This window comes from Jeotgalibacillus campisalis (assembly GCF_000829515.1).
In the GTDB taxonomy this organism is placed as follows: domain Bacteria; phylum Bacillota; class Bacilli; order Bacillales; family Jeotgalibacillaceae; genus Jeotgalibacillus; species Jeotgalibacillus campisalis.
This window is the reverse complement of the sequence record NZ_JXRR01000022.1, coordinates 174,839-190,470: the sequence shown is the minus strand read 5'-3', so window position 1 is coordinate 190,470 and position 15,632 is coordinate 174,839. Positions and strand designations below refer to the sequence as shown.

Below are 15,632 nucleotides of genomic sequence, written 5' to 3'. Positions count from 1 at the left end.
GGTGCCTAAGTTAAAACAAAACAGTTCAAAGACAGTCATTTTTCTTATACTGCTGGTTCTTGCGCTGATCTGCCTGTTTCCTTTTTACTGGATGATTGTTACTTCTTTTAAGACCCAGCAGGAGATAAACCTTATGCCTCCAACGTTTATTCCGAATGATTGGCAGATCGTTGAAAACTATGTGGCAGCCTGGATGAAGCCTGACTCCACTTTTGGACGCTACTTTATCAATACCATCATTATTGCTGGGTTCGGTACGATTATACAATTACTTATTTGTATTCCCATTGCCTATGCGATCAGTCAATTTCGCTTTAGAGGAAGGAACTTATTGTTTTTGCTTGTCCTTTCGACCATGATGATTCCTTATGATGTGACGCTGGTGCCAAATTTTATCACCATTCGGTCTTTCCCGCTTGTTGGGGGGAATGATTTATTCGGACAGGGAGGGCAGGGCTTTTATGACTCCTATACGGGTATGGTGCTTCCGTTTTTGGCAGATGCATTTTCTATCTTTTTAATTCGGCAGGCTTTTTTAACCGTAAGCCGGGATTACTGGGATGCTGCCCAAGTGGATGGAATGGGTCATTTCGGTTATTTATGGAAGGTGCTGGTTCCTCTTGCATGGCCAAGTATTATTACTGCGGCATTACTCGGGTTTATCGGAAAATGGAATGGCGTGCTGTGGCCGCTTTTGATTACCTCTAGTGAGCATCTGCGTCCCCTGCAGGTGGGGCTGCTCAACTTTGTTAGTGAAGAAGGGCATTATTACCATCTTCTTATGGCAGCAGCCACCTTTACGGTACTTCCGATTATCATTTTATATTTCATTACACAGCGTTGGTTTAATGAGGGCGTTGGATCAGGACTTAAAGGTTAAATAGCAGCGAAAGAGGTGGCGTAAGTGAAAAACGCAGAAGAAGTTAAAGTGATTATTTTTGATTTAGATGGAACCATGTATCAGCAGGAAACTTTTCATCGATTGTATCTGGCCTATGCACTCGAAGGTTCAATGTGGGAGAAAGAGTATGACAGGCTGCTTTTGGGCATGGAGGAGATTTTCTCTAATCAAGCTTTATTTAAAATGGGTCATTACTATACAAATGTTGATCAAGAATATGAAACAGTCGAAGAAGTTCTGGACTTTACAGGAAGCGAGACTCTGAGTGATGAAGAATCCTTTATCTATGGGGGTGACGCTTGGAGCCTGTTAAATATCTTAACAGCCCGATTGGGTATCGATGAAAATAAGCGGCGTTCTGCTTTTATCCGCGTTCGCAAACAAATGCTAGGGGGAGAGGAGAGCATTATATCATCTCAAACTTTAACAGCTGCAATAAAAAATCTCGAATATATCAAGCGCAAGGTACTGATGACTAACACCCACGCTCAATCTGGGCATGAATTTATTGAGTACTTAAACATTACTTCTTTGTTTGATGAGATTTATCTTGATGCCAAAAAGCCGGATGGCATGCAGGAAGTAATCAAGAGTCTGCTTATTCGAGAAAAGGTTCAGCCGCATGAAATTTTATCAATCGGCGACCATCCGTGGAATGACTTGCTGCCTGCTAAAAAGCTGGGGTGTAAAACGCTCTTAGTAACGCCATTTCAACTGGCTGATCCATCTCAATGGGATGGTGTGGTGACTTCTTCTGATGAATTAGCGGTAGTACTCATGGAACTAACAAAATCTAAGCAGAAAGAAAGAGAGGTTTTACAATGACCTATACCCTTACAGTATACGGTGGAGTGAATACAATTGGCGGTGTCCATGTTTTATTATCGAACGGAAAAAAAGGATTTCTATTTGATCTGGGCGTGACATGGGCCTGGGGGTTATTTGGAGGCAGGATTGTACCGGACGCTGAACGCGCGCTTCAGCACTATTTATTAACGAGACTGGCACCGCCTCTGCCTTCTGTTTTTAAAAAGGACTTGGTACAGCATATTCCAGCGAAAGTGCTTGAGAATCTATGGAAGGTTGACGAACTGCCGGAGCTTGAATCCATCACCGTCTTTGTCAGTCACATTCACCAGGACCATATGGCACTGCTGCCATATGTAAATAAAGAAACAAAGGTTTACATGCACCGCGATGCTCATTCGGTTTACAAAGCAGTAGCTGAATCTGGTGAGTATGCCTATACAGAAGCGGAAATTTTGCCGCTTGATCATTTGGACTCGGTTCAGCTTGATGACGATTTTTCTTTCCAACTTGTGGACGTTGACCATGATACCCCGGGAGCATCCGGTCTGTTAATTACACTTGGAGAGTATAACATTGCTTTTACCGGAGATTGGCGATTGCATGGCAGACATCCTGAGCGTATGGAACGATTTGCTCAACTGTGCAGCGAAACCAATACAGACATTTTATTAACAGAGGGCACCTCTCTTCGAAAAGAAACGTACTTTACTGAACCAGTCATGCGTCAGGAGAAAAACGTGGTAAAGGAATTTGGGAAGATGTCAGAAGGATTTGACCTTCTTTATGTGAATATATTAGCTCGCAATGTTGAACGGGTAGCCGATTTTATTGTTAAAGCAAAGGAGCTAGGACGAAAGCTTGTCATGGATGAACGCACAGCACTCCTTTGGAAAACGGCGACTGAAGAAGGGATCTCTACTTTACCGTCAGATCATCCTGCGCGAATGAACGAAAAAGACGTCATCTGTTTGCTGGACTTGCAAGTGAAATCTACTGATCTAGTATATAACACCGTAACAATGGAAGACATTTGGCTCCATAAAAATCAGTACATTGTTTTCCTGACAGAAGAACAAACGCCGCTGCTTTCTGAATTTGAAACACTCGGAGATTCATCTGGTACCTCTCTTTATTTTCATGCAGATGGAAATCCGCTTAACAAGGAGGATCCAATTTTGCACCGCTGGCTCAAGTTATATAACATTCACTATCATTATTACGGAACAGGAGGACATGCTTCTCCTGAAGATATCTCCCAGCTGATTGAAACTGTATCACCTAAAGTTGCCATCCCGCTCCATAGTCTCAATCCATCTCTTGTGAACACCAAAAATGCGGTAAAATATTGCCCTTCCTATGGAGAGAAAATATCCATTCAGGCACTGCTAGGTAAACAGTCAGAAACACTAGTGTAAGAGATTGTGCTATTCACTATAAAACCAGATAAAAACAAAAACAGGAGGATTTAAAATGTCTAAAAAATGGATGACAGGTTTATTGATGGCGTTAATGACCTTGATTTTGGCGGCGTGTGCAACAGGGAATTCTACATCCGAAGAAGAGGATGGAGATACGGCTACAAATGGCTCAAATCAGGCAAGTAGTGAATCAGAAGAGGGACCGTGGGAAGAAATGGACCTTGGGGAAGACGGTCCAATAGAAATTGATTTCTGGCATATTCAAGCAACGATCTATGGAGAAGCAGTGAGTGAGATTGTCGATGAATTTAATAAAGAATACGAAGGGAAAATTGTAGTAAATGAAGTTTTCCAAGGCACATATGATGAATTGAATAAAAAAGTAGGCGCTTCATTATCAGGAGGCGGACTTCCGAACGTCACAATGGCTTATGAAAGTGATACGCTGGAGTATATGAAGACTGATGAAGTAAGAGAATTGGATGACTTTCTTGCCAGTGAAAAATATGGATATACCGAAGAAGAGTTGAGCGACATTAATGAAGGTGTATTAGCTCGACAGCAGCTGCCACAATACGAAGGTAAAACCATGAGCTGGATTCATGGCAACAGTTCAATGGGAACGTATTACAATAAAGATATCTTAAGTGAAGCTGGATTTGATGCTCCTGCTGAAACCTGGGAAGAGTTTGAACAGCAGTCACTTGAGATCTATGAGAAAACCGGTACTCCAGCTTTTGCGGTAAACCCTAATGCAATAGGGGGAGATTTCAGCATTTGGCTTCGGACGTTTGGGGTGGAGCCGTTATCGGAAGATGCTTCCACAGTCGACTATGCAAATGAACACGCAGTTGAATTGCTGACGATGTTAAAAAATTTAGTTGATCAAGGCGCCGTTTACTATGCAGAAGAAACGGAACAGGAATTTACGAACGGTCGAGTCGCAATGGAAATCGGAACAACTGCTCGTTCCACTACGAAAATTGAATTAATTGAAGATCAATTTGAGTGGGGTATATCCTTGATTCCACAAGGTGATTTAGACAACAAATCTACAGGTTTATGGGGCGGAAATCACATCATGTTTAAAGCAGAACCGGAACAGGAATTAGCCTCATGGGTATTCATGAAATACTTTGCAGGTGCACAAGCACAAGCAATTTATGCAGAAAAGACCGGTTATTTTCCTGCCGTGCAATCATCATTGGAAACAGATTTGCTGAAAGAAGATTATGAGGCAAACCCTCAAAAAATGGATGCATTTGAACAGGTTTTTCCACATGCACGCATCACAACGCCTTCAGCAGCCAGCAGACCAGTTAACGATACAGTAACAGAAGCTATCGCTAATGCATTTAATGACTCGATTACAGTAGAAGAAGCGATTCAAAAAATGCAGCAAGACGCTGAAGCAGCTTTAATGCAATATCAGTAAATGAAAGAAGGCCTGGTCAATTGACCGGCCTTTTTTTTGTGAAGTAATTTTTATGAAGCGCTTCTAGTTCCTTCACATTAAAGTTTGTATTTACCGTAGCAAAATCACGTATCGTAATCATCGACATGATCGAACCATACTCACACGCCACACGCAATTCAAGCTGCTGAGTTAACCCGTATATAACTCCTGCCATAAACGCATCTCGGTTTCCCGTCCAATCTGCTGTTTTTTCGACAGGCTGAGGGATCCAATGAAATTGCTGATCCTCTGTGAAAAGATAACTTCCTTTGTCACGCAGATTCATGGCAATGTTCTCAGCACCTCTTTGCTGAAGCTTACGACACGCGTCCTGAATCATGTCTTTCTCGTTAACATCATAGCCCAAAAGAGAGGAGGCTTCGATGTCATTAGTGCAAAGCAAGTAAACTCCATTAAGGGAAGAAGGCACCAATTCTGTACGAGTAGAGGATACTACTGTTGCACACAATCGTATTCCTTCCATTCTTGCTTTATGAATAATCTGCTCACTGATTTCAATTGGAAAGTTAAAATCAAGAAAAATCATATCAGCAGAAGACATATAATTCCATCTTTTTTCAAGCAAATCAACTGTTAAATATTCATATAAATTTAAATCATCCAGTCCAAGAAGCAGCATGCCATTTTTATCTGAAATGATCGTATAAGACCCTGTATTGTAGTTGTTTAGTCTCAGACTTTGACTAACATCAACCCCCGCTGTTTTTGTATGGTCAAGCAGCCAGCTGCCCTGTTCATCGTCCCCTACACAAGTGATAAGAGAAGTATTACAATTCAGTCTGCCCAGGTTTTCTGCCACATTACGCGCCACACCACCAGGAAATCGGTGATAATAAACAGGGTTTGAGGTGCCGAATTTTATTTTATGCTTTGGCACAGCCTTGCGATCTACAGTGGCTCCGCCTACACAAACAATTCGTTGTGAATCTTTTATGATGTAGGCTTTTCCAAGAATAATGCCTTTTTTCATCATATTTGAAATATAAACGGCAACAGCTGACCGGGAAAGACCAAGTTTATCAGCTAAATCATTTTGAGAAATATACGGATTTTCTGTGATTAGCCGCAGAATTTCTTTTTCCTTTTTATTCATTCTCACAACACCTTTAGCAGTAGTACTTACAGTATAAATAGAAAAGGAGTAAAAAGAAAATGTACTTTGAATTTTATTGTTTAAAGCTGAAGATCTAATAAACCGAAAAAGGGATATCAAATAAGACTTTAGGTAATATGATCAAAAACTCATGTTCTTAGTTTTTCTAAATGTGAACTATTTTAAAACCATTTTGATCGAAATCGCGAGATTATTCTAAAAACTATTGCTTTTATTTGGAAAAAAATTATAGGATTTATATAACAAGAAGCTTGAAGTTGAAGAATGATGGCTGCAGATTGGGCAGAGGGGCGATTTAGTATGAGAAAAAGAAATTGGAGCGGCTGGCGGTTTCCAGCCATGCTTTTAGCAGCAACGGGTTTGTCGACGGTTGGGGATTTTGTTTATTTGGTTGCCATTAATTTACTCGTGTTTGAAATGACCAATTCTGCTGCAGCAGTGGCAGGATTGTGGATAGCAGGTCCAGCGGCAGCTATTTTTACAAGGTTATGGGCAGGCAGTTTAATTGATCGGGCGAATAAGAGAAGGTTAATGATTTGGACAGATGTGATACGAGGCGTACTGGTTGCACTGATTCCATTCATGCCTTCTGTTTGGGCCATTTATGGATTACTCTGGCTCATCAGCATGGCAAAATCCTTTTTTTCTCCTGCTTCATTAACCTATATTACCATGCTTGTCCCGGAAGAAAAAAGAAAACGATTTAATTCGTTTTATTCATTAACCTCATCAGGAGCCTTCGTTATAGGGCCGGCAATTGCAGGGTTGTTATTTTTAGTGAGCTCGATTGAAATGGTAATCTGGTTCAATGCCGCTACATTCGGACTTTCAGCACTCATTTTACGCTGGCTTCCGAATGTGGATGAAGAAAAAACAGCAGGCCTAAATCCATTATCAATGAAAGCAATTGCGGAGGATTTTACTGTGGTGATGAAGTTTGGCAGGAAACAGCGTCTCTTTCTTTATGTGCTCATCTTCAATTTGTTTATTTTGATTTCAACTTTCGCAATGGATGCACAGGAAGTAGTATTTGCCCGGCAAGTGGTCGGTTTAAGTGAAGTGGATTACAGTTTGCTCATCAGTATTACCGGTATTGGCGCAGTTTTAGGGGCTGTTGCTGTTTCATCTTTATCTGAAAAACTATCTGTAAAGCAGCTACTTGGAGGCGGATTTCTGCTGGTTTCTGCCGGTTATCTGATCTATGCATTCAGCCATTCCTTTGCAATGATTGCTGCGGGCTTTATTTTGCTCGGATTCTTTCATGCTTTTGCAAACACCGGCTACACAACCTGGTATCAGCATATGGTGCCCATTTCCATTATGGGCAGGGTCACCAGTTTATACGGAGTTGCCGTAAGTCTATTTCAGATTCTTTTTGTGTTAGGCGCAGGGGTGGCTGCTGATCTCTTTTCCTTGCGTCTGACCATCATCGGATTAGCCTTCGTCTGTTTAATTGCAGTACTCGGGCTTATTAGGATGATGCTTCATCCGGAAAATAAGAAAGTGTTTGAAGTGGAGATGAAAAAAGCCGGATGAGGGAGGAAACTAAGCATGATTTGTGACCGCTTTACTCATTAAAGAAACAGGCAGAGGATTTTCCCAATGCCTGTTTAGAGCTCCAGTTCGCTTTGAAGGATTTTTTGTACGGCGGCAATGTCATCGTCAGGAATGACATAATAATACACGCCTCCTATGTATTCATTCGTTCCTTCATCAAACTGAAGATGATCAACATTATCTGCTGCTTGGCGGTAGTCGTTTTGAATATCCATCAGCTGATCAAAGGTCAGATTGGTTTTAATGTTTTCGCCAAGCGATTCTAAAAGATCGCCGTAGTTTAAAAACGTTGAAACGGTTGTGCCTTCACTGATTACCGCTTCAATAATATTCCGCTGCCGTTCCTGTCTTCCGAAATCTCCATCTGGATCATCCTGGCGCATCCGGCTAAAGGAGAGCGCCTGCTTTCCATTTAAAATCAGCTCGCCTTCAGGAAAACGAAAGCCGCCAGCTTCAAATGAAAATGGATTGGAGACAACCACGCCGCCAAGGACGTCTATGACATCCTCAAAGCCCTCCATATTTACTTTAATATAGTAATCAAGTGGAATATCAAGCAGCTCTTCCACGCTTTCCATCGCCAATTCCACTCCGCCGTACGCATAGGCATGATTAATTTTATCCTTCTTGCCATAGCCCGCTATTTCCACATAGGTGTCTCTTGGAATGCTTAAAAGCTTTGTGCTCTCCGTGCTTGGATTGACAGTCAGTACAATCATCGTATCGGAACGGCCGGCATCTTCTTTTCGCTCATCAATTCCGAGAATTAAAACAGAAAACGGATCCTTTTCCTCTGTTTGGACGACCTCTTCACGCTTCGTTGATCCCTCCCGCTCGAGAGGTACATGCATGTCCTTAGTGGCTGAGTAAATTGAAAAGTACACCATGACCAGCCCGACAGTCCCCGCCAAAATTAAAACTGCAAAGAGCCCAAGCGTCCAGTTCATCCAGCTGCCTTCCTTTATCCATTTCATGTCATTCCCTCCACTTTAGCCCCCGTGTTTTCATTCTATTCATCATATAGAGGTGGAAGGGAAATCAGAATGGATGCGGAGGATTTTTCACTGAAACGGTGTGTGAAAAGTTGCTTGCACTAAAATGAAATTAATTTTCATAAAATATAGAAAAGTAAAAATAATTTTAAAAAGTCATTGAAATACATTCAAACACACTGTATTATAAGGTCAAAGTAATCGCTTTCATAGATCTCAAAGGGGGAAAAGAAAATGGGAAAACGTTCAAGCAAATGGATCACGGGAGTATGTTTTGCTGCATTATCTGTAAGTCTTGCGGGGTGTGGAGATGACAACAGTGAAGAATCTGGCGGCGGTGATTCGGGAGAGCTTTCAGGAGAAGTAACATTATGGACTGCTTCGCTGGCGGGAGAACCATTTGATACATATTTCGCTGATCTTGAAGCAGAGTTTGAAGAAATGCATCCGGACCTTGATGTAAAGATTGAGGATATTCCGCAAAATGAAATGGAACAAAAGGTGCTTACTTCACTTACAGGTGATGATGTGCCGGATGTTGTAAACCTGAATCCTCATTATATGTCCAACATTGCAGCGCAAGGGGGACTGCTAGGTCTTAATGACTTGGTCAGTGATGAAACAAAATCTTCCTATGTAGAAGGGCCTTTTAATTCCGGCATGTATGAGGATGAGTTGTACGCTTTGCCATGGTATTTAACTACAACCGTTTCCTGGTATAACAGTGAGCACTTTGATGAAGCAGGCGTTTCTGAACTTCCAACTGACACTCAGGGAATTTATGATACAGCAAAAGCAGTGACGGAAGCGACAGGGAAGCCATCTTATTATCCTGTTATCAATGACGGCAACACCGTTATGGAGAAGATGGTCTCTTTGGCAGATGGTGAGCCAATTGTTGAAAATGGAAAAGCGGTATTCGAAGACAATGAAGCTATAGTGGAATTCTTTGAACTGACACAAAAAATGTATGAAGAAGGACTTATTCCACAAGAAACAGCAGAAGGCTCTCTTGCAACTGGCCAGGAGCTATACATGGCGGGGAATACTTCCTTTCTTGAAGGCGGCGTGACTTTCCTTGGACCGATCGAGTCAGGTTCACCTGATGTATATGAAGCCTCTAAAGCAGGGCAGCCTCTTGAAAGTAATGAAGCGCCTGTGAATGTAGCCGTAATGAATTTTGCTATCCCTGCTAAAACACAAAATGAAGATGCAGCGGTTGCTTTGGCTGAATTCTTGACAAATGCTGAAAATCAGCTGGAATTTGCGAAAACAGCGGGAACGGTATTGCCGGCTACAACTGAATCACTTGAGGATGATTATTTTCAAAATCCAGGCGACTCTCCAAAAGCGTTGGGCATGCTTCAGGCCTCTGAATCACTTTCACGTGCAGAAGTACTGATTCCGCCAACTGAAAATAGCTCAGATCTTAGAGAATCAACGAAAAATATTTTTGTTCAAAACCTTCAAGGTTCGTTAACCCCAGAAGAAGCGGTCAAGCAACTCGCAGAAGAGTGGAATCGTGCGTTTGAAGACTCAGGTGAAGAAGTAACCTTTTAACGTACATTGATTTATAACTGAGACTAGCCTCTTTTCTAAAAAGCTAGTCTCTATTTTTTGAAAGGGGGAGCAAGATGGCTAGACAGCCCATTGTAACAGAGCCTATCGCACGGTCAAAGCCTGTACCAAAAAGAAAAAAATGGAGAGCTTCCTTTTTTACACCTTGGCTATTTTTGCTCCCATCCATCGTCATTTTAGGGACGTTTCTCGCTTACCCGATTATCGAAGCCTTCCACTGGAGTGTCCTGGATTATAAGATCATTGCGGATACTGGGGAATACGTTGGTTTGGCGAATTTTAGAGAAATCTTTACTGATTCAACCTTTTGGAAAGCGTTTGTGAATACGCTGCTGTTTTTACTGATCGTTCTTCCGTTAAATGTCTTGCTGCCAATGATTCTGGCCGTTTTGGTTAATCAGAAAATAAGAGGTGTTTCCACTTTTCGTGTACTGTATTATCTGCCAGTTGTGACGCCTATGGTTGTCGGCGCGTTAATGTGGAAAATGCTTTACTCTCAAAATAGCATGATATCTCAGGTTTTGGTGTGGCTTGGAATTTTTGATTCTCCTACCAATTTACTTGTACAGTCTTCTACTGCACTCGTGGCTGTTTCTATGATCACGGTGTGGAAAGGTCTGGGCTATTATATGATTATCTATCTGGCAGGTCTGCAGTCGATTCCAAAAGATGTCTATGAATCTGCAAGTATTGACGGCGCTTCTGTCTTTCAAATGTTTACACGCATTACCTTCCCTATGTTAATGCCTTCAGTCACACTGGTTTCGGTTATGACAATTATTGCGGGAATGAAAGTATTTGAAGAGATCGCACTTACTACTGGCGGAGGACCAGCTGGAGCTACGACTACACTTGTTATGTACATTTTTGACAACTTTATGAGCTTAGATGTCAGCACCGCCTCGGCAGCCGGACTAGTTCTGCTTATTATGGCCATAGGAGCTTCACTGCTTCAAATGAAGCTGACAAGCAAAAGGGAAAATGATCTTAGAGCCTAGGCAGAAAGGATCGAATTAAATGAAGTCAAAAAAAAGAAGTCAACTTATCTGGTTATACGCGCTTTTGCTTTTTATAACGGTCATCACAGTCGGACCATTTTTCATTACATTACTAATCTCGCTGAAATCAGCAAATGAAGGCATCTATACTGTATTGTTTCCTACGGATCCTACTCTGGCAAACTTTATTGATTCATTTGCAAAAGCTGATTTCGGTTTATATTTCTTGAACACAGTGATCGTAACGGGAATTGCTATTCCTCTTAATCTTATATTTTGCAGTTTGGCTGCTTATCCTCTTGCACGAATGGACTTTAGAGGTAGAAGCGTGGTCCTGGCGTTAATTATTTCGACCATGATGGTCCCCTTTCAGCTCTATATGGCACCGCTGTTTCAGCTGGCAGGTGAATTAGGTCTGCGCAATTCCCATATAGGACTTGTTGTTATGCAGGTCTCAACGGCATTTGGAATCTATTTAATGCGCCAGGCGTTTTTGAGAATTCCAAAAGAGCTCGAAGAATCCGCTTATCTTGATGGTGCGAGCAAATTTAAGGTCTGGTATTTAGTCGCGATTCCCCTTGTAAAGCCAACGCTCGTTACGTTAGCCATCTTTACTTTTATGGGAACATGGGGTGATTATTTATGGCCGCTGCTTAATTCAACGGAAAGCAGCATGTACACACTATCAATAGGACTTGCACAGCTTTCACAGAATTTTGACGGAGCAAACTTAAAGCTGATTAGTGCGGCTTCTATTTTAACCACTATTCCAACGTTACTGATTTTTATCTGGCTGCAAAAGTATTTTATTTCCGGTGCGACAGATGGAGCGGTAAAAGGATAAATGTATGAGGAGGTGATGTGAGTGGAAACAATCTTGTTTTTTAATCGGGAGATTCCGGTTCTTTATGAAGTGGATTGTGCAGTAGTGGGAGGCGGAACGGCTGGTGCTGTTGCAGCTTTGTCCGCGCTGGAAGAAAAAATTAACACGGTCATTATAGAGAAAACGATTTCTCTTGGCGGCACTCAAACGAATGCTCTCGTTTCTCCCATGATGCCGACGCATGTAAAGGGTCAACGCATAAATGACCTGATTATTGATCGACTTCATAAAGAAAATGTGCAAACAAACGACGGCACGACCTCCTGTAGCTGGTTTAATACGGAAACATTGAGTTACGTGCTTGAAGAATTGATCGTGGAGCGCGGAGGTCATATTTTGTATGACGCAAACTATGTGGACTGTTTTAAAGAAAACGGGAAGATCAGCCATATTGTGGTGAATACAAGCAACGGCCTTTATGCTATTAAAGCAAAAACCTTTGTGGACGCAACAGCAGATGCGCTCCTGTCAAGAACAGCCGGTGTGCCGGTTGAAAGCGGAAATGAGGAAGGCCAAAACCAGCAAATCAGTTTCCGCTTTGAAATGGGGGGCATAAATATCCCTAAACTGAGAAGCTTTATGAAGGCACAGGGTGATGTGTTCTGTAAAATTGAAAACCAGGATTTCTTTGAAATAGCCATGGTGCCAGGGAAAGGTCATGTCCTGGAGCCTTATTTTCAAAAAGGACTTACGGATGGGCTTTTGAAGGAAGAGGATCTTAAATATTTTCAAGCTTTTACTCAGCCCGGCAAAAGAGATGTCATGTCATTTAATTGCCCGCATATCCCAGCAATATTTCATACGACTGATCCAATGCTTAGATCTAAGGCGGTGACGAAAGGACGCGAGATGATTCAACGGCTGGTCAAGTTCCTGCCAAGTGCAATACCTGGCTTTCAGCATGCTTTTCTAATCAAAGAAGCAGCTCAGCTGGGGATTAGAGAATCCTATCGAATCGTAGGGAAATACATATTAACGGAGCAGGATTATCTTAATCGTGCCCGATTTAAAGACGGCATAGCGCGTGGTGACTGGTATATTGATGTTCACAGTGTTAAAGGACAAACGATCAAACCGGAACCTCTGACAAAAGGAGAATACTATGAAATCCCCTACCGTTCACTTATCACTCATGAAGCGGCAAATTTAATCGTAGTAGGAAGACATATTTCAAGTACATTTCTCATGCAGGCCTCCCTTCGAATCCAGCCAACCGTCCGTGATATGGCGCAAGTTGCCGGAATTGCCTGTGCTTATTCAGTCAAGCATTCCATTGATTTGAATTACATCGATGGAGCGGTGCTGAGAAAGCAGTTATGGATCAGGGAGGGCCAGACATGGATGGAGTAAAAAAAGCGTATATCATCAATCATACCCACTGGGACAGGGAGTGGTATGAAACGTTCGAAGTGTTTCGATTTAAGCTAAGAAATGGACTGAGATATGTTCAAAGGCTTCTGGAAGAAGGACAGATGGATTCATTTTTCATGGACGGGCAGACAATTGTGCTGGAGGATTATAAAGAAATCGTCACGAGCGAAGAGTTTTCAATTCTTGCATCTTTTGTAAAAAAAGGAAAAATAGAAGTGGGTCCGTGGTATTTATTGGCAGATGAATTTTTAGTTTCAGGAGAATCGATCATTAAGAATCTTGAAATTGGACGTAAGCAATCCCATGCATTAGGTTCTGAGTCCAATATAGGCTATCTTCCTGACACATTTGGTCATAACAGTCAAATGCCCCAACTGCTTAGGGGACATGGAATTGAATGGGCCCTGCTTTGGAGGGGGGCTGTTTCAGACCGCTTCGAAAATAAGTGGAAGGGAGCAGATGGCAGTGAAGTTTATGCGTTTGTTCTCCCGCTCATGGAAGGCTATTATCAGACGTACTTAAAAAGCGACGACTTTATCGAAAAAACAAAAGATTACTTAACGCAAACGAAGCCTTATTTATTGTTTGATCAGGCACTTATTTTAAATGGAGCGGACCATACCTTCCCGGCACCCGATATGCAAAACCGTGTGCAGCAATTGAATGACAACGTGGAAGGAATTTCTTTTGAGCAAGTGAAAATGGCTGATTTTACGTCAGCTTTTCACAGAAAAATTCCGGAAACTGAACTCCAAGGTGAACAGCGTGACCCTTCCAAAATATTTATTTTACCTGGCGTGTACTCGACACGTTCTTATTTAAAAAATCAAAATCAGCTATGTGAAGATCAGGCGCTTTATAAAATGGAAGCACTGAATGTTTGGTCTAAGGGAAAAAGCCACTCTGAAGAGTTTATGGAATATATATGGAAAATGATCCTGAAGAATCATCCTCATGACAGTATTTGCGGATGCAGTGTGGATGAGGTACATGAAGAAATGGAGACTCGGAGCCAAAAAGTTCTGAGTGCGATTGATCAGTTCTCTAAGGATATATTGCAGGATGATTATCCTTTTGACTATTTAAATAGTTCAGTTGAGAATGATTTTTTATATCTTATCAATAATACACCATTTGCGGGTACCTACCCGGTTGAGGCAAGAATTTATATACCGGTGGAGCAGGACCTTGGGACAATTAAACTTTTCCATCAAAAAGAAAAGATTAGGTTCGATATCCTTAAAAGAGATCAGCGAGAAGAATTTATGCGGCATATTCTTGCAGAACCCCATTACGGAGAATACGCTGTATACGATGTTATCATGCTGGTTCCATTTAACGGAGTGGAAACGAAGGCTTTAAACATCGTTCGCTTGAAAAACGAAGTTCCGGAAATAAATAAAACAACTTCATCCTTTATAGAAAATGAGTTTTATAAAATTGAATGGGAAAAAGACGGACTGAATATTTTAGACAAAGAAACGGGTAAAACATATAACAGGCAGCATTTGTTTCTTTCCACATTAGACGCAGGAGATACGTACAATTATTCTCCGCCCGTTCATGACTGTTATTCTGAGAGCAAACTGGTGGAGGTAACAAATCTTACTAAAGCAAACACTTTTGAGTCAGCGATTCTTCACTATGAATTAACGAGCCCTGCTTCTTTAAATCAAAATCGAACAGGGGCCAGTGAAGATATGGTTACAACGATTCTAAAAACAAAAGTGACACTTTATTCTGATGTACGGTTCATTTATTTTAAAACGACCGTGCATAACAAGGCAAAGGATCAGAAGCTTCGAATAGGATTTGAAGTTGAACCGGGAGAAATCAGCTTTGGGGATACTCCATTTGATTTAATTAAACGCAAAAGGTTAAAGGAAATAGAGCATGATGCTAAACACAATGAGGAATCAATCATGAATCAATACCCTACCACCTCCACTGTGATCACAGGTGAACATCAGCTCGCACACCGTGGCTTGCAGGAGTATGAAGTGGATGAGTATGAGGGGAATGTTACGGCGTTTCTGACATTGATCAGAAGTGTCGGCTGGCTGTCGAGACGCGATTTACGTACGAGGGGCAACGGAGCAGGCCCTGGCTTTGAAACGCCTGGGGCGCAATGTATTGGTTCGTACGAATTTGAGTACGGCTTGATTCTTGGGAAGAAGCACCACTCAGTTAACCATCCTAAAAAGCTTCGCCATAAGGTATTAAGTCAGCAATCGTATGTACAAAAGAGCGGGGATCTTCTATTTAGCCTTACTGACCCGGGTATTGTGTTCAGTTCTTTTATGAAAAAAGAGTCCGCCTCGTTTGATATTCGGTTATTTAACCCTGGTGAGGACAGCCGGACAACAGAAATTTGTTTTGGCTTTCAACCATCTAATATAGTAGAAGTGAACTTTAACGGAAATGTTGCAGTTGAGCTTGAGGCGGCAAAGAGGTTGTCCATCTCCTTTACTCCCAAACAAATTAAAACGATTCGAGTATGGTGAATAAGTGCCTAAGAAATGAAGGTGATGCA

At 41.7% G+C, this 15,632-nt stretch carries 12 protein-coding genes; 10 read left to right on the top strand and 2 right to left on the bottom strand.

What is annotated here, in order from left to right; all coding sequences use genetic code 11:
- Position 1: 1 nt before the first annotated feature.
- From KR50_RS16730 to KR50_RS16715, 4 genes are read left to right on the top strand one after another with little or no spacing between them, the layout of a single operon-like run.
- A complete protein-coding gene (locus KR50_RS16730; RefSeq protein ID WP_198134272.1) occupies positions 2-880 on the top strand; it encodes a carbohydrate ABC transporter permease in 879 nt (292 codons plus the stop codon).
- Between the two features lie 24 nt (positions 881-904).
- On the top strand, positions 905-1,726 hold the full coding sequence (locus KR50_RS16725) for an HAD family hydrolase (protein WP_052477185.1): 822 nt from the start codon (positions 905-907) through the stop codon (positions 1,724-1,726).
- Positions 1,723-3,126 carry an MBL fold metallo-hydrolase gene (locus KR50_RS16720; protein WP_041061338.1) on the top strand — a complete coding sequence of 468 codons (1,404 nt, stop codon included), beginning with the start codon at positions 1,723-1,725 and terminating at the stop codon, positions 3,124-3,126. The genes KR50_RS16725 and KR50_RS16720 overlap by 4 nt, the downstream gene beginning before the upstream one ends.
- A gap of 55 nt (positions 3,127-3,181) precedes the next feature.
- Positions 3,182-4,564: an ABC transporter substrate-binding protein gene (locus KR50_RS16715; protein ID WP_041061336.1), complete on the top strand. Its 1,383-nt coding sequence runs from the start codon at positions 3,182-3,184 to the stop codon at positions 4,562-4,564.
- Between the two features lie 16 nt (positions 4,565-4,580).
- Here the strand turns inward: KR50_RS16715 and KR50_RS16710 are convergent, their stop codons facing one another.
- Positions 4,581-5,699: a PfkB family carbohydrate kinase gene (locus KR50_RS16710; protein WP_041061334.1), complete on the bottom strand. Its 1,119-nt coding sequence runs from the start codon at positions 5,697-5,699 to the stop codon at positions 4,581-4,583.
- Between the two features lie 321 nt (positions 5,700-6,020).
- On the opposite strand from KR50_RS16710, the gene KR50_RS16705 reads away from it, so the two are divergent.
- A complete protein-coding gene (locus KR50_RS16705; RefSeq protein WP_041061331.1) occupies positions 6,021-7,256 on the top strand; it encodes an MFS transporter in 1,236 nt (411 codons plus the stop codon).
- A gap of 74 nt (positions 7,257-7,330) precedes the next feature.
- Here KR50_RS16705 and KR50_RS16700 read toward each other — a convergent pair whose 3' ends face one another.
- On the bottom strand, positions 7,331-8,251 hold the full coding sequence (locus tag KR50_RS16700; RefSeq protein WP_041061328.1) for an LCP family glycopolymer transferase: 921 nt from the start codon (positions 8,249-8,251) through the stop codon (positions 7,331-7,333).
- A 252-nt stretch (positions 8,252-8,503) separates the two neighbouring features.
- On the opposite strand from KR50_RS16700, the gene KR50_RS16695 reads away from it, so the two are divergent.
- The 5 genes from KR50_RS16695 to KR50_RS16675 all read left to right on the top strand — a co-directional run bounded on the left by KR50_RS16695 (position 8,504) and on the right by KR50_RS16675 (position 15,603).
- Positions 8,504-9,829: an ABC transporter substrate-binding protein gene (locus tag KR50_RS16695; protein ID WP_041061324.1), complete on the top strand. Its 1,326-nt coding sequence runs from the start codon at positions 8,504-8,506 to the stop codon at positions 9,827-9,829.
- A gap of 74 nt (positions 9,830-9,903) precedes the next feature.
- Positions 9,904-10,845 carry a carbohydrate ABC transporter permease gene (locus KR50_RS16690; protein WP_041061321.1) on the top strand — a complete coding sequence of 314 codons (942 nt, stop codon included), beginning with the start codon at positions 9,904-9,906 and terminating at the stop codon, positions 10,843-10,845.
- A gap of 19 nt (positions 10,846-10,864) precedes the next feature.
- Entirely contained in the window at positions 10,865-11,689 is an 825-nt protein-coding gene (locus KR50_RS16685; RefSeq protein WP_041061319.1) for a carbohydrate ABC transporter permease, read from the top strand.
- A gap of 21 nt (positions 11,690-11,710) precedes the next feature.
- Positions 11,711-13,078, top strand: a complete 1,368-nt coding sequence (locus KR50_RS16680) for an FAD-dependent oxidoreductase (RefSeq protein WP_156969553.1) — start codon at positions 11,711-11,713, stop codon at positions 13,076-13,078.
- Positions 13,066-15,603, top strand: a complete 2,538-nt coding sequence (locus KR50_RS16675; protein WP_041061316.1) for a glycoside hydrolase family 38 N-terminal domain-containing protein — start codon at positions 13,066-13,068, stop codon at positions 15,601-15,603. Before KR50_RS16680 ends, KR50_RS16675 begins: the two co-directional genes overlap by 13 nt.
- Positions 15,604-15,632 lie beyond the last annotated feature (29 nt).